General features: G+C 68.9%; 16 protein-coding genes and 1 tRNA gene. 6 read left to right on the top strand and 11 right to left on the bottom strand.

The genetic code is table 11. The features are described 5' to 3' along the window. Positions 1–44 precede the first annotated feature (44 nt). From HWX31_RS23665 to HWX31_RS23655, 3 genes are all read right to left on the bottom strand, one after another. Entirely contained in the window at positions 45–2,522 is a 2,478-nt protein-coding gene (locus tag HWX31_RS23665) for a cytochrome c (protein WP_174963875.1), read from the bottom strand. Continuing rightward, positions 2,512–3,015 (bottom strand): (2Fe-2S)-binding protein, encoded by a 504-nt coding sequence (locus HWX31_RS23660; RefSeq protein ID WP_174963874.1) that lies wholly within the window; start codon positions 3,013–3,015, stop codon positions 2,512–2,514. The genes HWX31_RS23665 and HWX31_RS23660 overlap by 11 nt, the downstream gene beginning before the upstream one ends. Before the next feature lie 128 nt (positions 3,016–3,143). Next, complete coding sequence (locus HWX31_RS23655) at positions 3,144–4,301, bottom strand: FAD-dependent monooxygenase (protein WP_174963873.1); 1,158 nt, start codon at positions 4,299–4,301, stop codon at positions 3,144–3,146. Between the two features lie 283 nt (positions 4,302–4,584). On the opposite strand from HWX31_RS23655, the gene HWX31_RS23650 reads away from it, so the two are divergent. The 5 genes from HWX31_RS23650 (at position 4,585) to HWX31_RS23630 (ending at position 10,353) form a co-directional block, all read left to right on the top strand. Continuing rightward, complete coding sequence (locus HWX31_RS23650) at positions 4,585–5,337, top strand: maleate cis-trans isomerase family protein (RefSeq protein ID WP_059481956.1); 753 nt, start codon at positions 4,585–4,587, stop codon at positions 5,335–5,337. Between the two features lie 30 nt (positions 5,338–5,367). Beyond that, complete coding sequence (locus HWX31_RS23645; RefSeq protein ID WP_174963872.1) at positions 5,368–6,255, top strand: alpha/beta fold hydrolase; 888 nt, start codon at positions 5,368–5,370, stop codon at positions 6,253–6,255. Then, the gene (locus tag HWX31_RS23640; protein ID WP_059648403.1) at positions 6,231–7,271 is read left to right on the top strand and encodes a 2,5-dihydroxypyridine 5,6-dioxygenase NicX family protein; all 1,041 of its coding nucleotides are present in this window, start codon (positions 6,231–6,233) and stop codon (positions 7,269–7,271) included. Before HWX31_RS23645 ends, HWX31_RS23640 begins: the two co-directional genes overlap by 25 nt. 16 nt (positions 7,272–7,287) lie before the next feature. After that, positions 7,288–7,935 (top strand): isochorismatase family protein, encoded by a 648-nt coding sequence (locus HWX31_RS23635; RefSeq protein WP_174963871.1) that lies wholly within the window; start codon positions 7,288–7,290, stop codon positions 7,933–7,935. Between the two features lie 132 nt (positions 7,936–8,067). Continuing rightward, entirely contained in the window at positions 8,068–10,353 is a 2,286-nt protein-coding gene (locus tag HWX31_RS23630; RefSeq protein WP_174963870.1) for a xanthine dehydrogenase family protein molybdopterin-binding subunit, read from the top strand. A gap of 21 nt (positions 10,354–10,374) precedes the next feature. On the opposite strand, the gene HWX31_RS23625 is transcribed toward HWX31_RS23630, so the two are convergent. Beyond that, positions 10,375–10,818 carry a MarR family winged helix-turn-helix transcriptional regulator gene (locus HWX31_RS23625; RefSeq protein ID WP_010099627.1) on the bottom strand — a complete coding sequence of 148 codons (444 nt, stop codon included), beginning with the start codon at positions 10,816–10,818 and terminating at the stop codon, positions 10,375–10,377. Positions 10,819–11,221: 403 nt separating this feature from the next. Here HWX31_RS23625 and HWX31_RS23620 point away from each other — a divergent pair, with 403 nt between their 5' ends. Next, a complete protein-coding gene (locus HWX31_RS23620) occupies positions 11,222–12,529 on the top strand; it encodes an MFS transporter (protein ID WP_174963869.1) in 1,308 nt (435 codons plus the stop codon). Positions 12,530–12,557: 28 nt separating this feature from the next. Here HWX31_RS23620 and HWX31_RS23615 read toward each other — a convergent pair. From HWX31_RS23615 to fdnG, 7 genes are all read right to left on the bottom strand, one after another. Beyond that, a tRNA-Sec gene (locus HWX31_RS23615) sits at positions 12,558–12,653 on the bottom strand. Between the two features lie 20 nt (positions 12,654–12,673). After that, on the bottom strand, positions 12,674–14,599 hold the full coding sequence (gene selB, locus HWX31_RS23610) for a selenocysteine-specific translation elongation factor (protein ID WP_174963868.1): 1,926 nt from the start codon (positions 14,597–14,599) through the stop codon (positions 12,674–12,676). After that, positions 14,596–16,035: an L-seryl-tRNA(Sec) selenium transferase gene (gene selA, locus HWX31_RS23605; protein WP_059713297.1), complete on the bottom strand. Its 1,440-nt coding sequence runs from the start codon at positions 16,033–16,035 to the stop codon at positions 14,596–14,598. The genes selB and selA overlap by 4 nt, the downstream gene beginning before the upstream one ends. Positions 16,036–16,060: 25 nt before the next feature. Further along, a complete protein-coding gene (fdhE, locus tag HWX31_RS23600; protein ID WP_174963867.1) occupies positions 16,061–16,993 on the bottom strand; it encodes a formate dehydrogenase accessory protein FdhE in 933 nt (310 codons plus the stop codon). Positions 16,994–17,085: 92 nt separating this feature from the next. Continuing rightward, positions 17,086–17,712, bottom strand: coding sequence for a formate dehydrogenase subunit gamma (locus HWX31_RS23595; protein ID WP_059755702.1), 627 nt, complete (start codon positions 17,710–17,712; stop codon positions 17,086–17,088). Next, positions 17,709–18,623, bottom strand: coding sequence for a formate dehydrogenase subunit beta (gene fdxH / locus HWX31_RS23590; RefSeq protein ID WP_174963866.1), 915 nt, complete (start codon positions 18,621–18,623; stop codon positions 17,709–17,711). Before fdxH ends, HWX31_RS23595 begins: the two co-directional genes overlap by 4 nt. A gap of 10 nt (positions 18,624–18,633) precedes the next feature. Continuing rightward, complete coding sequence (gene fdnG / locus HWX31_RS23585; protein WP_174963865.1) at positions 18,634–21,705, bottom strand: formate dehydrogenase-N subunit alpha; 3,072 nt, start codon at positions 21,703–21,705, stop codon at positions 18,634–18,636. Positions 21,706–21,816: the final 111 nt, after the last annotated feature.

Below are 21,816 nucleotides of genomic sequence, written 5' to 3'. Positions count from 1 at the left end.
CCGCGCGACAACACTCGCGCGCCCGTCATCGACCGGCGCGATTCTCATGAATGCTCCCGGCGAATCCGCGCCGACGCCGCCTCCAGATCCCGCCAGGCGGGCTGCCCCGGCGCGTAGCGCGCGCGGATGTAGGCGGCCAGCTCGGCCATTTGCCGGTCGTCGAACGCGTCGCCGAAACCCGGCATGTAGCCGAGCCCGGCGGTCGCCGGATGAGCGATGCCGTTGTGCAGCACGCGCAACAGGTTGTCCGGCGCGTCCTGGCTCACGCTCGTATTCAGCCCCATCAACGGGCGCACGCCGAAATGGCCGACACCACCCGACTCCGCATGGCATACCGCGCACGCGGCGCCGAACGCGCGGCGACCGTTCTCGAAGCCCAGTGTCGCTGCCGCCTCCGCGCCGCGCGCCTGACGCGCAGCCGCCGCGGCGGCCGCCATCGCGTCGACCCGCGGCGACAGCGACGCGACGTAGTGCGCGATCGCGCGCACGTCCGACTCGGGGAGCGCCGCCAGTCCGGCGACGACCGGCGCCATCGGCCCCGCGGCAACGCCGTGCTGCGCCGAAAACCCGGTGCGCAGATAGTCGTACAGCGCATCCTCGGTCCACGGCACGGGCGACGCTTTCGACGCGACCAGCGACGGCGCCGCCCACCCTTCCGCGACGCCGCCCGACAGATACGCGAGCCCGCCCTGCTCCGCACCGAGCGCGTTGCGCGGCGTATGGCACGCACCGCAATGACCGGCGCCGTCGACGAGGTACTTGCCGCGATTCCACATCGCCGAACGATCCGGCGCCGGCGCGAACGGCCGCGCGTCGTGGAACAGCCAGTTCCAGCCCGCGACGAGCCGGCGCTGGTCGAGCGGGAACGGCAGCTTCGTCTTGGGCGGCGTGTGCTTCACGGCGGGCTGCGACATCAGGTACGCATACAACGCCAGCAGGTCCGCTTCGCTCATGCGCGCAAACGCCGTATACGGGAACGCCGGATACAGATGCGTGCCGTCGCGCGCGATGCCTTCGCGCATCGCACGCGCGAAGGCGGAATACGTCCATGCGCCGATGCCGGTTTCCGGATCGGGCGTGATGTTGGTCGTGTAGATCGTGCCGAACGGCGTATCGAGCGCAAGGCCGCCCGCGTTGACCGGGCCACTCGGCGCGGTGTGGCATACCGCGCAATCGCCGGCGAGCGCGATCTGCCGGCCGCGCTCGAGCGTCGCCGCGCTCCACATCGCGCCGTCCGCGCCACCCACCCCACCCGCCGCAACCGGCGCGATCGGCGCGGGGCCGGGCAGCAGTGCGCACGCGAGGCCGATCAGCCCGCCGACCACGCCGCCGCCGCCGAGCCAGCGACGCCAGCGCGGCGATGCGGAATGCATCGCGGACTTCGACGACGCGCGCTCGTGCGCGTCGACCGGCACGGCACGCGTCAACGCGGCGCGAATGCTTTCGGCATCGAACGGCGGCGCACGAAACCGGACGCCGGTCGCGTCGTACAGCGCATTCGCGATCGCCGCCGCAGCAGGCGCGGCGGCCTCGTCGATGCGTTGCGCGTCCCGTGCCGACAGCGCAAGCGGACGCGCGTCCGCCGCGACGTCGCGCATCGCCACGAGTTCGTGCGAGACGGCCGCTCGCGCGTGCCTGTCCGCCTCATCATGAGCGGGGCGCGCGGACAGGTGTGCACCCATCACGCGCGAGATCGTCGCCTCGATCAGCGACGCGGGCAATCCGGTCAGCGTCGCGCTATCCGCCTGCCCCGAGCCCTGCCCCGCCACGACGCGCCGCACGACGACGTCGCCGGTCGAACGGTCGACGTCCACGTCGACGACCCACGCGGTCCAGCTTGCCTGCCCGTCATCCGTCGCGCTCTTGCCTGCCGCCCCGCCATCATCGGTCGCGGCGGGAGCGTGCGCGTCGTCATGGCCGGCTCCGGCGCGCTCGACGCCTGCCCCACCCACCGCCGCCACCGCGCCATCGAAAGCAAAGCCGCGCCCGCGCAGCCAGGATGACGGCCGTGCGTTCGCCGATCCGGCCGACGCGCCCCATGCCGCCCGCTCCGCGACCATGCGGATGACTTCGCGCGGACCGGCATCGTCGCGCGGATCGAGATGCTGGAGTCGCAGCGCGACCGGATCGCGCCCCGTGTCGCCGGCCAACTCGTCGACGAACGACTCACGCGCGAACACGTGCGCATGTGGAGGAATCGCACGGCCCGCATCCTCGATCTCGACCGACGCGTGCGCGTGCCGATAGACGAACGTCGCCGGTGCATCCGCGCGACTCTCTGCAACCGGCGCGCGCAATTCGTCGGACGAGCGATCGAGCTGCGCGCGATAGCGCCACGTCGTCATGCGGCCATCGCAGGCGGTACGGGTTTCGACGTCGAGCGCCGCGCGCGCGTGCGGATCGTCCGTCGGCCATCGATATTGCACGTGCCGGTATCGGGACGCATCGCCGCCCGGGCTGGCCGCGTCGACGTCCACGCCGTCGGGCGCGCCGTGCGCGTGCGTCGTCGGTTCACTGTTCATCGTCGTGTCGCAGATATCGCGCGGCGCGATGCACCGCGCGAATGATCTCGAGATGCGTGCCGCAGCGGCACAGATTGAAGCGCAGCGCGTCGCGAATCGCGTCGTCGTCCGGCGACGGGTTGCGATCGAGCAGCGCCTTCGTGGTCATGATCATCCCGTTCAGGCAGTAGCCGCACTGCGCCGCCTGTTCGTCGATGAACGCCCGCTGGATCGGGTGCGGCGCATCGAGCGAGCCGAGCCCTTCGAGCGTCGTGACCGTCCGCCCGGCCGCGGCGGCGACGGGCACCACGCACGAGCGCGTCGCCTGCCCGTCGATCAGCACCGTGCAGGCGCCGCACTGGCCGAGCCCGCAGCCGTACTTCGGGCCGTTCAGCGCGAAGTCGTTGCGCAGCACGTAGAGCAGCGGCGTATCGGGCGCGGCTTCGTCGACGGCGCGCTGCACGCCGTTGAGGCAGAGCGCGAACGGCCCCGCGACGGTAGTGGAATGCGACATGGGCTGATCCGGAAAACGGGCTTGAGGCCTCGCAGCACACCGTGCCGCCGACAGCGCCCGGCATTGCGCGAGGCCACCCCTCGCAGGCAGGAATCGCACGCACCGACGGCCGGTCCGCGCCGCGCGCGTCAGGTGGTCGCCGCCACCTTGTCGTGCGACGGCGACACGAGCGGCACGTCGAACACATCGTACCCGAACACCCACGACGGATCTTCGTTCGCGCGCAGCCACGTGTTGTCGTGCGACACGCGCTGCACCTTCGACGCGCGCGCCGCGCGGTTCGCCTCGTACAGCGCGAACGCAGCCGGGTAATCGCCGGCGCCGACCTCGTCGAGACAGCGCGCGAGCATCGCGGCGTCCTCGATCGCCATCGCCGCGCCCTGCGCCATGTGCGGCTTCATCGGATGGCACGCGTCGCCGAGCAGCACGAGGCGGCCGCGGCTCCACAAAGGCAGCGGGTCGCGCTCGAGCAGCGGCCACTTGGTGATCGACGGCGAGACGTCGATCAGGTGCTGGATGTCCGGATGAAAGCCGGCGAACGCTTCGCGCATCTCGTCGCGGCTGCTGTCGACCATCGACACGCCTTCCGGCCATTCGGCCTGCGGCACGCCGGTCACGTAGTAGTACTCGTCGCGCTTTTCCGTCACGTAGTAGACCATCATGTGGCGATCCTCCGACCACCACTTCACGCACATGTCGTAAGGCTTGTTGCCGAGCAGCGACGCGGGGAACACCGCCCGGTGCGCGACATACCCGGTGTAGCGCGGCGGCTCGGCGCCGAGCAGGTGCTCGCGGATCCGCGAATTCACCCCGTCGGCGCCGATCACGATGTCCGCGGTCTCGACGCTGCCGTCCGTGAAGGACAGGCGCACCGCGTCGCCGGTGTCGTCGACCGACGCCAGGCGCTTGCCGAAACGGATCGTGCCGGGCGTGACGGCCTGCGTCATCAGCGCATGGAAATCGCCGCGATGCACGGTCAGGTAGCTCGCGCCGTAGGTCTTCAGCGCGTAGTCGCCCAGCGGAATCCGCGCGATCACGTCGGCCGTCCGCCAGTCGCGGCTGTACCAGAAATCCGGATGCGAACCCATCCGGTTCAGCGCGTCCTCGCAGCCGATGCGCCGCATGACCTTCATCACGTTCGGACCGAGGTGGATGCCGGCGCCAAGGCGCGAGAACGCGGGCGCCTGCTCGTACAACGCGACGTCGTAGCCGCTGCGCTGCAGAAGGCCGGCGGCGGCCGTGCCGCCGAGACCGGCGCCGATGATTGCGATACGGGGTTTGCTCATGCGGATCTCCTGATCGTGATCCCGCTGTGCCGAAGGTCCTCGAGCGGGCTGGTTGATGATGTGTTGATGTAGCGTACACACTCATAATAATTCCAACAAGGAAATTGTTTTCTGCTGCCCTCGCATACGGGAAAACACGTATTAATCCATTTAAAACCGCACCACACGGCTCATCAAGCACGCTTCAGAGTTTTTGATACGTTGCAGTTTTCAAATGTACACACTAGACTTTGTTCGAACCCGAGTGCGCTCGACACTCTTACCCGCCACGGAGCCTTCCGCCATGAGCAAGACTTACCGCATCGGCCAGATCGTGCCGAGTTCCAACACGACGATGGAAACCGAGATTCCCGCGATGCTGCGGCTGCGCGAAACGATTCGCCCCGAACGCTTCACGTATCACTCGAGCCGGATGCGGATGAAGAAGGTCGTCAAGGAGGAACTCGCGGCGATGGACGCCGAATCCGACCGCTGCGCGCTCGAGCTGAGCGACGCGCGCGTCGACGTACTCGGCTACGCATGCCTCGTCGCGATCATGGCGATGGGCCACGGCTATCACCGCGTGTCGCAGGCGCGCCTGACGAAGCACACCGCGGACAACGGCGCGCAGGCGCCCGTGCTGACCAGCGCGGGCGCGCTCGTCGACGCGCTGAAGGTGATCGGCGCGAAGCGCATCGTGGTCGTCGCGCCGTACATGCTGCCGCTCACCGAACTGGTGGTCGACTACATCCGCAACGAAGGCTTCGACGTGCTCGCGTACCGCGCGCTGGAGATTCCGGACAACCTCGACGTCGGCCGCCACGATCCCGCGCGCCTGCCCGACATCGTGAAGACGCTGCCGTGGCAGGACGCCGACGCGATCGTGCTGTCCGCATGCGTGCAGATGCCGTCGCTGCCGGCGGTCGCGAAGGTCGAGGCGATCACGGGCAAGCCCGTGATCACGGCCGCGATCGCGACGACCTACGCGATGCTGCGCGAGCTCGACCTCGAGCCGGTCGTGCCGGGCGCGGGCGCGCTGTTGTCCGGCGCGTACTGACGCGCGCCGCCTCTCGAACGGAGCCCATTCATGCCCTCGACCTTCCTGTACGGCGCGAACGTTCACGCGAACGGCATCCGCCAGCATTACCTGCGCTACGGCGGCGCAACTCACGCGCGCGCTGCGCGGCCCGCCGTCGTGCTGATCCCCGGCATCACGAGCCCCGCGATCACGTGGGGCTTCGTCGGCGACGTGTTCGGCGCGGCGTTCGACACCTACGTGCTCGACGTGCGCGGCCGCGGGCTGTCCGAAGCGTCGCCCGCGCTCGACTACGGCCTCGACGCGCAGGCCGACGACGTCGCGGCGTTCGCGGCCGCGCTCGGCCTGTCGCGCTTCAGCCTCGTCGGCCATTCGATGGGCGCGCGGATCGCCGCGCGCGCCGCGCTGCGCCGCCCGCGCGGGCTCGAAGCGGTCGCGCTCGTCGATCCGCCCGTGTCGGGCCCCGGCCGCCGCCCCTATCCGGGCAAGCTGCCGTGGTACATCGACTCGATGGCCCTCGCGCGCGCCGGCACCGACGCCGACGGGATGCGCGCGTTCTGCCCGACCTGGACCGACGCGGAGCGGCAACTGCGCGCCGAATGGCTGCACACTTGCGACGAGCGCGCGGTGCGCGCGTCGTACGAAGGCTTCCACACTGACGATTTCCACGCGGACGCCGCGCGGCTCGACGTGCCCGCGCTGCTGATCACGGCCGAGCACGGCGACGTCGTGCGCGACGACGACGTCGCGGAGCTGCAGCGCGCGACGCCGTCGCTGCGGCACGTGCGCGTACCCGGCGCGGGCCACATGATCCCGTGGGACAACGCGGCCGGCTTCTACGCGGCGTTCGGCGCATTCCTCGGCGCGCCGCTCGCGGCCTGCCCCTTTCCTTCACGCACATACCGGAGCCGACGATGCCAGTCAGCGATACCCAACTGATCGACGCGTGGAAGCAGGTGCTCACGCTGTCGCGCCTCGAACCGGGCCAGACCGTCACGATCCTGACGAGCCCGGCCACGCACCCGCAAACCTTGTCGTGCGCGCTGATCGCGACGCAGATGATGGGCGCGATCGTGAACCGGCTCGACCTGCCGCCCGTCAACGGCGACAAGGCGTTCAGCCGCGATCCGCTCGCCTACCTCGGCACGACGCCGCTCACCGGCAACCGCGCGGCGATCGCGGCGCTGAAGGCGAGCGACCTCGTGCTCGACCTGATGACGCTGCTGTTCTCGCCCGAGCAGCACGACATCCTGAAGTCCGGCACGAAGATCCTGCTCGCGGTCGAGCCGCCGGAAGTGCTCGCGCGAATGGTGCCGACGCAGGCCGACCGCACGCGCGTGCTGGCCGCCGCCACGAAAATCGCCGCCGCGCGCGAGATGCGCGTGACCTCGGCGGCCGGTACCGCGCTCACCTGCCCGCTCGGCGACTTCCCGCCGACCGCCGAATACGGCTTCGTCGACGCGCCGGGCCGCTGGGACCACTGGCCGAGCGGCTTCGCGCTGACCTACCCGAACGACCGCACCGCACGCGGCACGATCGTGATCGACCGCGGCGACATCCTGCTGCCGCAGAAGCACTACGTCAGCGAGCCGATCGCGCTCACCGTCGAAGGCGGCTACGCGACGCGCATCGAAGGCGGCGTCGATGCCGACCTGCTGCGCGACTACATGGAGACCTTCGCGGACCCGGAGGGCTATGCGATCTCGCACATCGGCTGGGGGCTGCAGCCGCGCGCGCGCTGGTCGACGCTCGGCCTGTACGACCGCGAAGCGACGATCGGGATGGACGCGCGCGCGTTCGAAGGCAACTTCCTGTTCTCGCTCGGCCCGAACAACGAAGGCGGCGGCAGCCGCACGACGACCTGCCACATCGACATTCCGCTGCGCCGCTGCACGGTCGCGCTCGACGGCGAGACCGTCGTGCGCGACGGCCGCGTGATCGACCAACCCGCCTGACGAACCGAGACCCGCGATGAACGACCTTTCCCGCCACGCCGAAGCGCACGTCTACCAGCAGCAGGGCTTCGGCACGCCGCTGCCGCCGCACGGCAACATCGGTCTCCTGATCGTCGATTTCGTCGTCGGCTTCGCCGATCCCGCGACGTTCGGCGGCGGCAACATCGCGCCGGCGATCGCGCGCACGACGCACGCGCTCGCGCTCGCCCGCCGCCGCGGCTGGCCCGTCGCGCACAGCCGCATCGTGTACGCGGACGACGGCAGCGACGACAACGTGTTCTCGCTGAAGGTGCCCGGGATGGCGACATTGACCGAGGATCACCCGAACAGCGCGATCGTGCCCGAACTCGCGCCCGCCAAAGGCGAACTCGTCGTGCGCAAGACCGTGCCGTCCGCGTTCTTCGGCACGCAATTGAGCGCGTGGCTCACGCAGCGCGCGGTACAAACGCTGCTCGTCGCGGGCGCCGTGACGAGCGGCTGCGTGCGCGCGAGCGTCGTCGACGCGATGTCGCACGGCTTTCGGCCGCTCGTGCTGTCCGACTGCGTCGGCGACCGCGCGATCGCGCCGCACGACGCGAACCTGTTCGACATGCAGCAGAAGTACGCGGCCGTGATGTCGCTCGACACCGCGATCGCGGCGATCGATGCGGCGCACGCGCGCTAGGGCAGCAGCCGCGTGATTGACGCGCCGCTTTTGGCCGCCTAAATTCGTTCGCGTCGAATGCGGCGGCACGGCGGCATCGCGGCGCGTCATGCGCCGATGGCCCCCTTATCGGCCCGACTGGAACGCCTGACCGTGAACCCTTCCGAACTGCTCGCGCGCGACGGCTGCCTGGCCGTGATCCGGCAGCCCGCGCCGCCCGTCAAGCCCGCGCCCGGCCAGCCGGGCAGCCTGTCGTCGTACGTGCCCGACCGGCCCGAGGCGTTCGTCGCGATTCTCGACGACGGCCGCATCCTCGGGTTCAACGGCCACGTCGACCTCGGCACCGGCATCCGCACGTCGCTCGCGCAGATCGTCGCCGAGGAGCTCGACGTGCCCGCCGCGCGTGTCTCGATGGTGCTCGGCGACACCGCGACGACGCCGAACCAGGGCCCGACCATCGCCAGCGCGACGATCCAGATTTCCGCGGTGCCGCTGCGCTGCGCGGCCGCGCAAGCGCGGCACGCGCTGCTGCAGCTCGCGGCCGAGCGCCTCGGCGTCGCCGCCGCACGGTTGTCGAGCAACGACGGCTGCATCTTCGTGACAGGCGAGCCGGATGCGCGCCGCGCGACGTTCGCCGAGCTGGTCGCCGGGCGGCGCATTGCGCTCGAGCTGGACCTGAACGCGCGCACCAAGGACCCGGCGACGTACCGGATCGTCGGCCGCGCGTCGCCGCGAGTCGACATTCCGGCCAAGGCAACGGGCGCACTGACGTTCGTGCACGACGTGCGCGTGCCGGGGATGCTGCACGGCCGCGTGGTCAGGCCGCCCTATGCTGGAATCGACAGCGGCCCGTTCGTCGGCGCGTCGCTCGTCGACGTCGATCGCGCGTCGGTCGCCGACGTGCCCGGGTTGCGCGCGGTCGTCGTCGCGGGCGATTTCGTCGGCGTCGTCGCCGAACGCGAGGAACACGCGATACGCGCGGCGCGCCAGTTGCGCGTGACGTGGCGCCCGCATCCCGCGCTGCCGCCGCTCCACACGCACGCCGCCGCGATCTCGGCCGCCCCGGCGCGGCGTCGCCCGCTGCTGGAAGAAGGCGACGTCGACGCCGCCCGCGCGCTGCCCGGCGCGATCACGCTGTCGCGCACGTATGCGTGGCCGTACCAGATGCACGGCTCGATCGGCCCGTCGTGCGCGGTCGCGGACTATCACGCGCCGGGCGACGGCCGGACCACCGTGTGGTCCGGCACGCAGAACCCGGCGTCGCTGCGCTGCGACCTCGCGACCCTCGTCGCCCGCGACGAAGCCGACTTCGACATCGTGCGGATGGAGGCGGCCGGCTGCTACGGCCGCAACGGCGCGGATGACGTGTGCGGCGACGCGCTGCTGCTGTCGCGCGCAGTCGGGCAACCGGTGCGCGTGCAGTTGTCGCGCGCGGACGAGCATGTGTGGGAACCGAAAGGCGCGGGCCAGGTGATGCGGGTGACCGGCACGGTCGGCCGCGACGGCCGGTTGCTCGGCTACGACTTCTCGACCCGCTATCCGTCGAACGACGCGCCGCTGCTCGCGTCGCTGTTGACCGGCGTGGTCGCGCCCGAGCCGCGCGTGTTCGAGATGGGCGATCGGACCGCCGTGTCGCCCTACGCGTGCCCGAATCGCCGTTTCGTCTGCGAGGATCTCGCGCCGCTCGTCCGCGCCTCGTGGTTTCGCGGCGTGTCGGCGCTGCCCAATTCGTTCGCGCACGATGCGTTCGCCGACGAATGCGCGGCAATCGCCGGCGTTGATCCGCTGACATTCCGCCTGCGCCATCTGAACGACCCGCGCGCCGCCGAACTGCTGCAAGCGGTCGCCGCGCGCGCGGAATGGACGCCCCGCCCGCGGCGCGCGCCGGACGACGCGCGCGTCGCGCACGGCCGCGGCATCGCGTATGCGCGCTACGTGCACAGCCGCTTTCCGGGATTCGGCGCGGCCTGGTCCGCGTGGGTCGTCGACCTGACGGTCGATCGTGTGACGGGCGAGATCCGCGTCGAGCGGATCACCGTCGGCCAGGATACCGGCACGATGATCAATCCGGACGGCGTGCGCCATCAGGTCCACGGCAACGTGATCCAGGTGCTGAGCCGCACGCTGAAGGAGCGCGTGCGGTTCGTCGACGGCAAGGTCGCGTCACGCGAATGGGCGAGCTATCCGATCCTGACCTTCGACGAGGTGCCGGCCGTCGACGTCGTGCTGATGCCGAGGCAGGGCGAGCCACCGCTCGGCGCGGGCGAGTCCGCATCGGTGCCCGGGCCGGCGGCGCTCGCGAATGCGATCTTCGATGCGACGGGCGTGCGCTTCTACGCGCCGCCCTTTACGCCCGAGACGATCCGCGCGGGCCTGCGTGCGGCAGGCCGGCTGCTCGCGCCCGAAGCGGCCGGACCCGCGGCGGCGGGTTGCGCCTGAGCGTCGCGCGGGGGCGATCGCTCATTCCTCTTCGGATTCCATCATCTTGCGCAGCAGGAATTGCAGCGCCACGCGCTCGCCCGGGTTCAGCGCCCCATAGGTGCGCTCCGTCACCTGCTTCGCGAACGGAACCGTCCGGTCGATCAGCGCGAGGCCGGCCGCCGTCGCGCGCACCAGCAGCTTTCTACCGTCGTTCGGATCGTGCAGCACCTCGATCAGCGCGCGCGTCTTGAGCCGGTCGACGACGCCCCGGATCGTCGCCTGATCGATCGCGGTCGCCTTGACGATGTCGTTGAGCGAGCACGCCTGCTGTTGCTTGACCGCGCACAGCGCGACGAACTGCGCGGCGGTGAGATCGGAATCGGGAATCGCCTCCTGAAAGATGGCGACGTGCCGCTGATACGCGCGGCGCAGCAAATGCCCGATCTGGTCGTGAAAGTCGTAGGAATCCTTGGAAGACGCCATGAAAGTAAGGGGGCCGGCGCGGCCCGAAACAGAAAGGTAACGAGTGTACACCCTGAACTTGAACGCATCGCCCGCGTACCCCGCCCCGTCTTGCGGGAGATCATGGCCGCTTCGGCGACACCCCGTTTTTGAAGCGCACACGCACCATTCACGTGCATATCACCCTGTCTCGCCCCGCACCGGAATACGATCCAATACACCCCGAAAAACACCTTTATTCATATGGAATCAGGCTCATCGACCCGTTCCGCGAAGCCCGCTTCAAGGCGTCTCGATCGAATCACATTTTATAGTGTGTACGCTATTTAATTGGCGTGCTATACAGACTCCAGCGCGCGTTCAGCACGCGCCCGTGTCGACCGGCATTCTTCCCAACCGCCACATCAGAACAGGGGGCAATCCCATGTCTACCGTACATTCCAGCGCCACCGTCCCTGCGCGCGACGCGCAGCACGGCAACCTGTACCGCAAGGTCGCGATCCGGCTGATCACGATCTTCTGCCTGTGCTACTTCGCGGCCTATCTCGACCGCATCAACATCGGCCTCGCGAAGCTGCAGATGCTCGATGCGCTGAAGTTCAGCGACGCCGTGTACGGCCTTGGCGCCGGCCTGTTCTTCGCCGGCTACATTCTGTTCGAAGTCCCGAGCAACCTGATCCTGCAGCGCGTCGGCGCGAAGTTCTGGATCGCCCGCATCATGATCACGTGGGGGCTGCTGTCCGGCGCGACGTTGTTCGTGCACACGCCGATGCAGTTCTACGTCGTGCGGTTCCTGCTCGGCGTCGCCGAGGCGGGCTTCCTGCCCGGCGTGCTGCTGTATCTCACGCAATGGTTTCCGGACGCGCGCCGTGCGCGGATCGTCGCGTTCTTCATGGTCGGCCTGCCGCTGTCGAGCATGATCGGCAGCCCGATCTCCGGCTGGATCATGCGCTTCTTCGACGGCGTGCACGGGCTCGGCGGCTGGCAGTGGCTGTTCCTGCTCGAAGCGCTGCCGTCGATCGTGCTCGGCTTCGCGGTGCTGCGCTGGCTGCCGAACGGCATCGAGTCGGCAGCGTGGCTGAACGCGGACGAGAAGAAGGTGCTGCGCGCGAATCTCGACAGCGAACCGTCCGGCAACAAGAACCATGCGCTCGGCAAGGCGTTCACCGACCCGAAGGTCTGGGCGCTCGGCCTCATCGACCTGTGTGTGCTGCTCGGCTTGTATGCGGTCAGCTTCTGGCTGCCGAGCATCCTGCGCGACACGGGCGTGAAGGACGCGTACCAGATCGGCTGGCTGATGGTGATCCCGAACGCCGCCGCCGTGATCGGCACGCTGTACTGCGGCGCGAGCTCCGACCGCGCGCGCGAGCGGCGCTGGCACATCGTCGTGCCGTTTCTCGTCTCGGGCGCGGCGCTGGCCGTCGCGGCAACCGGCTCGCACGGCACGCTCGCGACGGTGCTGCTGTTCTCGCTGATCAACGCCGGCGCGGCCGCCGCGATGCCGGTCGTCTGGGCGCTGCCGTCGACCTTCCTGAAGGGGTCCGCCGCGGCGGGCGGGATCGCGTTCGCGTGCTCGATCGCCAACCTCGGCGGGTTCGGCAGCACGTATTTCATCGGCTGGCTGCGCGACACGTTCCATTCGCAAAGCGCGGGGCTGTACGGCTTCGCCGCGTGCATGCTGGTCGGCTGCGCGCTGGCGCTCGCGTATCCGGCCAGGCTGGTCAATCGCTGAGCGACGGCGACGTCGGTCAAAAGTCTTGTGGCGGAAGGCAGCAGGAGTCGAACCTACCCAGGAGCGTCTGACGCCCCTAACTGGATTTGAAGTCCAGCCGTACCACCGGATACGAATGCCTTCCTCGGGGGGAAAAACAGATACCTACGCCATCGTGTCGAGCCAGCCGCTATCAGGGCGCAGGAAGTGAAGATCGCGGTGGAAGCGAGTATACCCAACCCGATCGAAGAATTCGAGGATCTGGATCGCGCGCTTGCGGCCGAGCCCCGTCGCATCGCGGAACGTCGCGGCATCCACGCCGCTCGCGCGCGCCTGCGCGAGCTGCGCAACGAGCACGGCCAGTTCGCGCACCACGTCCGCGTGATAGAACAGGTCGCGCACGACCTGATGCACGTCGCCGCGCCGCGCGAGCTTGCGCAACAGCACGCGCACCGCCTCCTCGGCCGCGCCGGTCGTGCCGGCGAGATCGCGCACCCACGGCGGATCGAATCGTCCCGCGCGCGCAAGCGGCAACAGCGTCTGCGCAAGCGCCTCCTCGCGCGCATCCAGATTCACCGCATGCGACGGCAGATGCAGCCACGGGCCGCTTCGCGCCGCTTCGCCGCCGTCGACCAGCGCATCGACGAGCGCACGCCACAACACGTCGTCGACGAGCGGCGCCGCCATCCGGCGCAAACGCGCCGCATCGAGCCCCTGCTCGTCCGGCACGCGCTCGTGATACGCACGCAACGTGTCGAGCGTTTTGGCCTGCAGCGCATGCCAGTGCTCGCGCGCGATCACGCAGCCGTCGTTCGCCGCGGGGCCGTGCTGGCCGATCGCCAGCGCGTCGTCTGGCAACGTCAGCGCGTCCGGCGCGAAACCGGTCAGGTGCGTGAGCGTCGCGCGCGGAAGGCCGAGCGGCGCCTGCGCGAGCAGCGCGTCGAGCCGCCCTTCGTCGAGCCACGCGGCGAGCGCGTCGAGCCACGCGCGGCGCGCGGGCGTGCGGCGCTTGCGCGCGGGGCCGAACGGATCGAGCACGCGGCCGCCGCCGACGGTGCGCGTCGCCTGCGGATTGCGCACGATGAAGCGGTCGCCCGGCAACGCGAACACCGGCTCGTCGAACACCAGTTGCACGCGCATCCGCTGGCCCGCCGCGAGCGAATCGCCGTCGAGCAGCGCGACGTGCGCAACGCGATGCAGCGTGCCGAGATGGACGTGCAGCGGCGCCCAGTGCGTGAGCGTCAACCCCGCGTCCGCGAGCAGCGTCAGCTCGACGTCGATGCGCGGCGACGTCGCGACGAGCCGCGCATCCGCAACCGTGTCGCCACGCTCGACGTCGGCCTTGTCGACGCCGGCGAGATTCAGCGCGCATCGCTCGCCCGCGTGTCCGACGTCGACCGGCCGGTTCTGCGCATGAATGCTGCGCACGCGCGCCGCGCGGCCGGTGCGCACGATCGCGAGCGTCTCGCCGGTGTTCGCATGGCCGGCGAACGCGGTGCCGGTCACGACCGTGCCCTGCCCCGCCAGCGTGAACACGCGGTCGACCGCGAGCCGGAACAGCCCGTCGTCGCGCCGCGCGCGCCACGCGATCGCCGCATCGGCCAGATGATGCTTGAGCGCCGCGACGCCGGCATCGGCCGCGTCGGTTGCGCAGGTTTCGAAGACCGGCGCCTCGGCCAGCGTCGAATCGTGCAGCCATGCGGCGATCTCGTCGCGCACCTGCGCGCGCCGCGCGTCGTCGACGCGATCGCCCTTCGTCAGCGCGATCGCGCCGTGCGTGACGCCGAGCAGCTGCAGGATCGCGAAATGCTCGCGCGTCTGCGGCATCACGCCGTCGTCGGCGGCGATCACGAGCAGCGCGAAGTCGATCCCGCACGCGCCGGCCGCCATCGTATGAATCAGTTTTTCGTGTCCGGGCACGTCGATCAGGCCGAGCACGTCGCCGTTGTCGAGCGGCGCATACGCATACCCGAGCTCGATCGAGATGCCGCGCGCCTTCTCTTCCTTCAGGCGATCGGTGTCGACGCCGGTCAGCGCGCGCACCAGCGTCGTCTTGCCGTGATCGATGTGCCCCGCGGTGCCGACGATCATGCCGACGGCTCCGCGATGCGCGCGCATTGCGCGACGAACGCCGCCTCGTCGGCGGCTTCGAGGCAGCGCAGGTCGAGCCGCAGCGCGCCGTCGGCGATGCGCCCGAGCACCGGGCGCGGCCATCCGCGCAGCCGCTTCTCGAGCTGCGCGAGCGCGCGGCCGCCGCGCTTGCCGTCCGGCGTGCGCACGACGAGCCCCGCGCTCGGCAACTGGTCGACCGGCAGCGCGCCGCTGCCGATCTGGCTGAACATCGCCTCGACGCCGACCGCGTAGCCGCTGCCGAGCGCCGCCTGCAGCGCCGGCTGCACGCGCGCGGCCGCCGCCGCGATCTCCGCTTGCGGGCGCGTCAGCAGGCGCAGCGTGGTCAGCCGTTCGCGCAGGAATTCCGGCGCCTGGTACAGGCGCAGCACGGGCTCGAGTGCGGCGAGCGTCAGCTTGCCGACGCGCAGCGCGCGCTTGAGCGGATGCTTCTTGATCTTGCCGATCAGCGCGCGGTCGCCGACGATCAGGCCGGCCTGCGGCCCGCCGAGCAGCTTGTCGCCGCTGAACGTGACAACGTTTGCGCCGCCGGCCACGGTTTCGCGCACCGTGGTCTCGCGCGGCAGCCCCCATTGCGTGAGGTCGACGAGCGTGCCGCTGCCGAGATCGACGGCGACCGGCAGCCCGTGCTCGCGCGCGAGCGGCGCGAGTTCGGGCAGCGTCACTTCCTTCGTGAAGCCGGTGATCGCATAGTTGCTGCAATGCACCTTCATCAGCAGCGCGGTGCGCGGGCCGATCGCCTCCGCGTAGTCACGCAGATGCGTGCGGTTGGTCGTACCGACTTCGCGCAGCCGCGCGCCCGCGCGGCTCATGATGTCGGGAATGCGGAACGCGCCGCCGATCTCGACCAGCTCGCCGCGCGACACGATCACCTCGCGCTTCGGCGCGAGCGCCGACAGCGTCAGCAGCACCGCGGCCGCGTTGTTGTTGACGACGGTCGCCGCCTCGGCGCCGGTCAGTTCGCACAGCAGATCGTCGATCAGGTCGTCGCGGTCGCCGCGGCGGCCCGTCGCGAGATCGAATTCGAGATTCAGCGGCTGCGTGAGCGCGGCGACCACCGCACGCACCGCGTCGTCGGGCAGCAGCGCGCGGCCGAGATTGGTGTGCAGCACCGTGCCCGTCAGGTTGAACACCGGGCGCACCGCGCCGGCGCTTTGCGCGGCCAGCGTCCGCGCGACCGCCGCGGCGATGCGCGTTTCGTCGAGCGGCTCGGCCGCCGCCGGATCATGCTGCGCGGCGGTACGCCAGCGTTCGAGTTCCGTGCGCACCGCCTGCAGCACGCGCGTGCGGCCGTATTCGTCCAGCACCGGCTGGAGCGGCGCCGACGACAGCACGCGCTCGACGGACGGCACGCGCGCCAGCAGCGCGTTCAGCTCGTTGAGGCCTGGTTCAGTCACGTGGGGAGCGCTCCATGCAAAACCTTCAACCTTCGCGCGGCGCTTCAGGCCACAGCAGCGGGTTCGGCGAACTGCGCTGGTAGCCGGCCTCGTTCATCAGCAGGTCGAGCGTGAGACTCGCGAGATCGTCCGCGAGCGGCTCGAAGTCGTAGTCCTTGTTCTGGTAGCCGATCTTGCGGTACGTCTTGCATTCGTCGCACGATTCGGCCTTGACGGCTTCGCTGCCGCCCTCGATGCCGTGATACGCGATGCCCTTGGTGGAATCGCAGTGCGAGCACTTGGTCCGCACCATGTGCCATTCGGTCGTGCACAGCCCGCATTGCAGGAACCGGTAGCCTTCGTACTGGCCGCCGACGCGCACCACGCTCGCGACCGGGTGCGTGCCGCATACCGGGCACAGCCCCGGCTGGTCGAGGAACGGCACGTCGGCCGCCTGCGTGCGGCTCGCGAGGTCGGTCCAGACCACCTGCAGCGCGGCCATCAGGAACGGCGCGATGGCCGGGTCGACTTCGGCGAAGCGCAGCGCGAGGATCGCGTCGGCCTGCGCGTCGAGCTCGGCCGGCGCCATCAGGCGGAGCCGGTCGAGCAGCTTTGCGAGCGGCGGATTGACGAGCCCGGCGCCTTCGACACGGTCGAGCAGTTCATACAGCACGGCCCGCCATTGCGGATCGCGCTCGCCGCCGAGCGCCGGCACGAGCGGCATCGAATGCTGCTGCGCGCGCGCGATCGCGTCCTGCGACGGCATCTGCGCGGCGAAGTCCTGCAGCACCGCATGCTGCGCGTCCGCGACCACCGCCATCAGCCGCAGGTAGCCGCCGATCGGGTTCAGGTCGGCGAGCTGGCGCAGGCGCGCGGCACGCGCGGAGAAAACCGTTGCGCGTTCCGGCAGGCGGAAGCGCGGAATCGCCGAATGATCGAGCGCCGAGATTTCATTCGGATCGAGAATGCGTTGTGTCACGAGAGATCTTCCAAAAAAACAAGCGCCGACGTATCGGCGCTTCGGGCGGTTCCGACGCCGGACGGGGCGGCGCGCCACCCCGTCCCGGCGCACTACTTCACGCTTTCACGGAACCACTTCGGGTGGTGCTTGCGCGCCCAGCCGAGGGTGACCGTGCCGCGCACCATCGCCCCGATCGAGCCCTTGACCCACAACGCCGCATAGATATGCGTGACGATGCCGGCAATCAGCACGAACGCCGCGACGGCATGGACTACCGCCGCGAGCCGGATCACCCCGATCGGGAAGTAGAACGAGAAATACCGCCGCCAGATGACGATGCCGGACAGCAGCAACAGCGCCAGACACGCCACCAACACGAAGAATAGCAGCTTCTGTCCGGCGTTATAGCGGCCGATCTCCGGCAGCTTGTCCTCGCGGTTCGCGAGTACGTCGTCGATCTGGCGCAGCCACTGCACGTCGTCCCGGTCGAGCACGTTGTGATGCCAGTAGCGCACCACCATCACCGCGAACGACACGAACATCACGAGGCCGACGAACGGGTGCAGGATCCGCGTCCACTGGCCGCCGCCGAACAGCGCGCTCAGCCAGAACATCGACGGATGGAACATCGCCAGCCCGGACAGCGCGAGCAGCACGAACGTGAGCGCGGTGATCCAGTGGTTGGTCCGCTCGTTCGCCGTGTAGCGCACGATCAGGTTGGGGTCGTCATGCTTCATTTCACGTCCTCCTTGATGCGTCGCGCCTCGTCGCGGGCGGCGGCTTCCTCTTCGTCGGTCACCTCGTTCGGGCCGACCCGGATGTAGTGGAAGAAGCCCGCGAGCGCCGTCAGCGCGATACCCGCGACCGTCAGCGGCTTCGCGAAGCCCTTCCACAGTTTCACCATCGGGCTGATCGACGGGTTGTCCGGCAGGCCGTGATACAGCGACGGCTTGTCGGCGTGGTGCAGCACGTACATCACGTGCGTGCCGCCGACGCCCTGCGGATCGTACAGCCCCGCATGCTCGAAGCCCCGCTCCTTCAGGTCCTCGATCCGCTCGGCCGCGTGCTGCTTCATATCCTCCTTGGTGCCGAACACGATCGCGCCCGTCGGGCAGGTCTTCACGCAGGCCGGCTCCTGGCCGACCGCGACGCGGTCGGAGCAGAGCGTGCACTTGTACGCGCGATTGTCCTGCTTCGAGATTCGCGGGATGTTGAACGGGCAGCCGGTCACGCAATAGCCGCAGCCGATGCAGTTCTCCTCGTGGAAATCGACGATCCCGTTGTTGTACTGCACGATCGCGCCCGGCGACGGGCAGGCCTTCAGGCAGCCCGGGTCCTCGCAGTGCATGCAGCCGTCCTTGCGGATCAGCCATTCGAGGTTGCCGTCCGGGTTCTCGTATTCGGCGAACCGCATCACCGTCCACGAGTGCTCCGACAGGTCGGCCGGGTTGTCGTACACGCCGACGTTGGTGCCGACTTCGTCGCGCAGGTCGTTCCACTCCATGCAGGCCGTCTGGCACGCCTTGCAGCCGATGCACTTCGACACGTCGATCAGTTTCGCGACGCTCCCGGTCACCGGCTCGCGCGCCGTGGGCGGCGGCGTGGTGGTGGCCGAGACGCGCTTGATATCCAGCGATTGCAAAGCCATCTCTTTCCCCTTACGCCTTTTCGACCTTCACCAGGAACGACTTGAATTCCGGTGTGTACGAGTTGCCGTCGCCCACGGACGGAGTCAGGGTATTGGCGAGATAGCCGGGCTTCGTCAACCCCTTGAAGCCCCAGTGCAACGGGATGCCGACCGTCTGGACCTTCTTGCCGTCGACCGTCAGCGGCTTGATCCGCTTCGTGACGAGCGCGACCGCGACGATGTGGCCGCGCTTGGACGACACCTTCACGCGATCGCCATGCGCGACGCCGACTTCCTTCGCGAGGTCTTCGCCGATCTCGACGAATTGCTCGGGCTGGATGATCGCGTTCAGCCGCGCATGCTTGGTCCAGTAGTGGAAATGCTCGGTCAGACGATAGGTCGTCGCGACGTGCGGGAATTCCGCGACCTTGCCGAACGACGCGCGGTCATCCGGGAACACGCGGGCGGCCGGGTTGTTCAGCGCCTGCGGGTTGTTCGGATGGAACGGATTCGCGGCGAGCGGCGTCTCGAACGGCTCGTAGTGCTCGGGGAACGGACCTTCGTTCATCCCGGCGCGCGCGAAGAAGCGGGCGACGCCTTCCGGGTTCATGATGAACGGGCCCATGCCGGTCTCGGGCGGCTCGTCGGCCTTGTAGTCGGGCACGTCCGGGCCCGACCACGCGCTGCCGTTCCAGCCGACCAGTTTCCGGGTCGGGTCGAACGGCTTGCCGTTGACGTCGCACGATGCGCGGTTGTACAGGATCCGCCGATTCGCGGGCCATGCCCACGCCCAGCCGAGCGTCTGGCCGATGCCGGTCGGATCCGAGTTGTCGCGCCGTCCCATCTGGTTGCCGGCCTGCGTCCACGATCCGCAGAAGATCCAGCAGCCGCTCGCCGTCGTGCCGTCGTCCTTCAGCTGCGCGAACGCGGCGAGCTGCTCGCCCTTCTTCACGAGCGTCTTGGCCGGATCCTTCGGATCGGGGAGATCGGCAAGCGCACGGCCATTGAACTCCATCGCGAGCTCTTCGGGCGTCGGGCTCGCCGGGTTCGCGTACGGCCAGGTCAGGTTGACGATCGGGTCGGGGAACTTGCCGCCGTCCTTCTTGTACGCATCGCGCATCCGCAGGAACAGCCCCGACATGATCTCGAGGTCGCTCTTCGCTTCGCCCGGCGGCTCCGCACCCTGCCAGTGCCACTGCAGCACGCGGCCGGAGTTGACGAGCGAGCCGCGTTCCTCCGCGAAGCACGACGTCGGCAGCCGGAACACCTCGGTCTGGATCTTCGACGAATCGACGTCGTTGTAGTCGCCGTGGTTCTTCCAGAACTCGGACGTCTCGGTCGCGAGCGGATCCATGATCACGAGCCACTTCAGCTTGCCGAGCGCCTGGGACGTCTTCCCCTTCGACGGCGCGGCCGCGAGCGGGTTGAAGCCCTGCGCGATATAGCCGTTGATCTTGCCCTGGTTCATCAGCTCGATCGTCTGCAGCAGGTCGTACTGCTTGTCGAGCTTGGGCAGGTAGTCGTAGCCCCAGTTGTTCTCGGCGGTCGCCGCGTCGCCCCACCACGACTTCATGAAGCTGACGTGGAAGGCCTTGTAGTTCTTCCAGTAGCTGAGCTGGTTCGGCCGCAGCGGCAGCTGCGTGCGCTTCTTGATGTAGCCGTCGAAGTCCTGCTCGGCCTGCATCGGCAGCGTCATGTAGCCCGGCAGCAGGTTCGACATCAGGCCGAGGTCGGTCAGCCCCTGGATGTTCGAGTGGCCGCGCAGCGCGTTCATCCCGCCGCCGGCGATGCCGATGTTGCCGAGCAGCAGCTGCACCATCGCGCCGGTGCGGATCATCTGCGCGCCGATCGAATGGTGCGTCCAGCCGAGCGCGTACAGGATCGTGCCGGCGCGGCCGGGCACGGATGTGGTCGCGAGCATCTCGCAGACCTTCAGGAACTTGTCCTTCGGCGTGCCGCACACCTGCTCGACCATCTCGGCCGTATAGCGCGCGTAGTGCTGCTTCAGCAGGTTGTAGACGCAGCGCGGGTGCTGGAGCGTCGGGTCGACCTTCACGAAGCCGTCGTCGCCGCGCTCGTAATCCCAGCTCGATTTGTCCGGGTACGCGTGCTTCTCGGCGTCGTAGCCGGAATAGATGCCGTCGTTGAACGCGAAATCCTCGCGCACGATGAACGAGAAGTCCGTGTAGTTCTTCACGTACTCATGCTGGATCTTGTCGTTCGTCAGCAGATAGTTGATGACGCCGCCCAGGAAGGCGATGTCGGTGCCGGTGCGAATCGGCGCGTAATAGTCCGCCACCGAGGCGGTGCGCGTAAAGCGCGGGTCGACGACGATCAGCCGCGCCTTGCGGTGCGCCTTCGCCTCCGTCACCCACTTGAATCCGCACGGATGGGCCTCGGCTGCATTGCCGCCCATCACGAGAATCACGTCCGCGTTCTTGATGTCGACCCAATGGTTCGTCATCGCTCCACGGCCAAACGTCGGGGCAAGACCTGCCACCGTCGGGCCATGTCAGACACGCGCCTGATTGTCGAACGCGAGCATCCCCGTGCTGCGGATGACCTTGTGCGTCAGGTAGCCGACCTCGTTGCTGCCCGCCGACGCGGCCAGCATGCCGGTCGTGAGCCAGCGGTTGACCTTCGCGCCGTCGTCGGCCGTCTCGACGAAGTTCGCGTCGCGGTCGGCCTTCATCAGCTTCGCGATCCGGTCGAGCGCGTCGTTCCACGAGATGCGCTCCCACTTGTCCGAGCCCGGTGCGCGGTATTCCGGATGCATCAGGCGGCTCGGGCTGTGGATGAAGTCGATCAGGCTCGCGCCCTTCGGGCACAGCGTGCCGCGGTTGACCGGGTGGTCGGGATCGCCTTCGATGTGGATGATGCTGGACTGCGCATTCTTCGCACCGTCGCCCAGGCTGTACATCAGGATGCCGCAGCCGACGGAGCAGTATGGACAGGTATTGCGCGTTTCGACGGTTCGCGCCAGCTTGTACTGACGGACCTCCGCGAGCGCTTCGGTCGGCGAGAAGCCCATGAGGGCAAGACTCGATCCGGCGAGCGACGTGGCGGTCACTTTCAGGAACTGGCGCCGGGACATTTGTAGCATGATGGTCTCGGCTTTATCGTGGGGGGAAACTGAAAGGAATTATAGACAGTTCGCGCAACTATGGTCGTATCCTCGTATCAATACGGAATTGTCCTATTAAAAGACAACGAG

Source organism: Burkholderia ubonensis (assembly GCF_902833085.1).
Classification (GTDB): Bacteria; Pseudomonadota; Gammaproteobacteria; order Burkholderiales; family Burkholderiaceae; genus Burkholderia; species Burkholderia ubonensis.
The sequence above is the reverse complement of the archived record's forward strand: the minus strand, read 5'-3'. Positions and strand labels throughout refer to the sequence as shown.

Bases quoted from the DNA above. Each gene is read 5' to 3' on its own strand.
- HWX31_RS23665 (WP_174963875.1), bottom strand. From the start codon at position 2,522: ATGAACAGTGAACCGACGACGCACGCGCACGGCGCGCCCGACGGCGTG.
- HWX31_RS23660 (WP_174963874.1), bottom strand. From the start codon at position 3,015: ATGTCGCATTCCACTACCGTCGCGGGGCCGTTCGCGCTCTGCCTCAAC.
- HWX31_RS23655 (WP_174963873.1), bottom strand. From the start codon at position 4,301: ATGAGCAAACCCCGTATCGCAATCATCGGCGCCGGTCTCGGCGGCACG.
- HWX31_RS23650 (WP_059481956.1), top strand. From the start codon at position 4,585: ATGAGCAAGACTTACCGCATCGGCCAGATCGTGCCGAGTTCCAACACG.
- HWX31_RS23640 (WP_059648403.1), top strand. From the start codon at position 6,231: ATGCCAGTCAGCGATACCCAACTGATCGACGCGTGGAAGCAGGTGCTC.
- HWX31_RS23635 (WP_174963871.1), top strand. From the start codon at position 7,288: ATGAACGACCTTTCCCGCCACGCCGAAGCGCACGTCTACCAGCAGCAG.
- fdxH (WP_174963866.1), bottom strand. From the start codon at position 18,623: ATGGCTTTGCAATCGCTGGATATCAAGCGCGTCTCGGCCACCACCACG.
- HWX31_RS23595 (WP_059755702.1), bottom strand. From the start codon at position 17,712: ATGAAGCATGACGACCCCAACCTGATCGTGCGCTACACGGCGAACGAG.
- HWX31_RS23645 (WP_174963872.1), top strand. From the start codon at position 5,368: ATGCCCTCGACCTTCCTGTACGGCGCGAACGTTCACGCGAACGGCATC.
- HWX31_RS23625 (WP_010099627.1), bottom strand. From the start codon at position 10,818: ATGGCGTCTTCCAAGGATTCCTACGACTTTCACGACCAGATCGGGCAT.
- selB (WP_174963868.1), bottom strand. From the start codon at position 14,599: ATGATCGTCGGCACCGCGGGGCACATCGATCACGGCAAGACGACGCTG.
- HWX31_RS23620 (WP_174963869.1), top strand. From the start codon at position 11,222: ATGTCTACCGTACATTCCAGCGCCACCGTCCCTGCGCGCGACGCGCAG.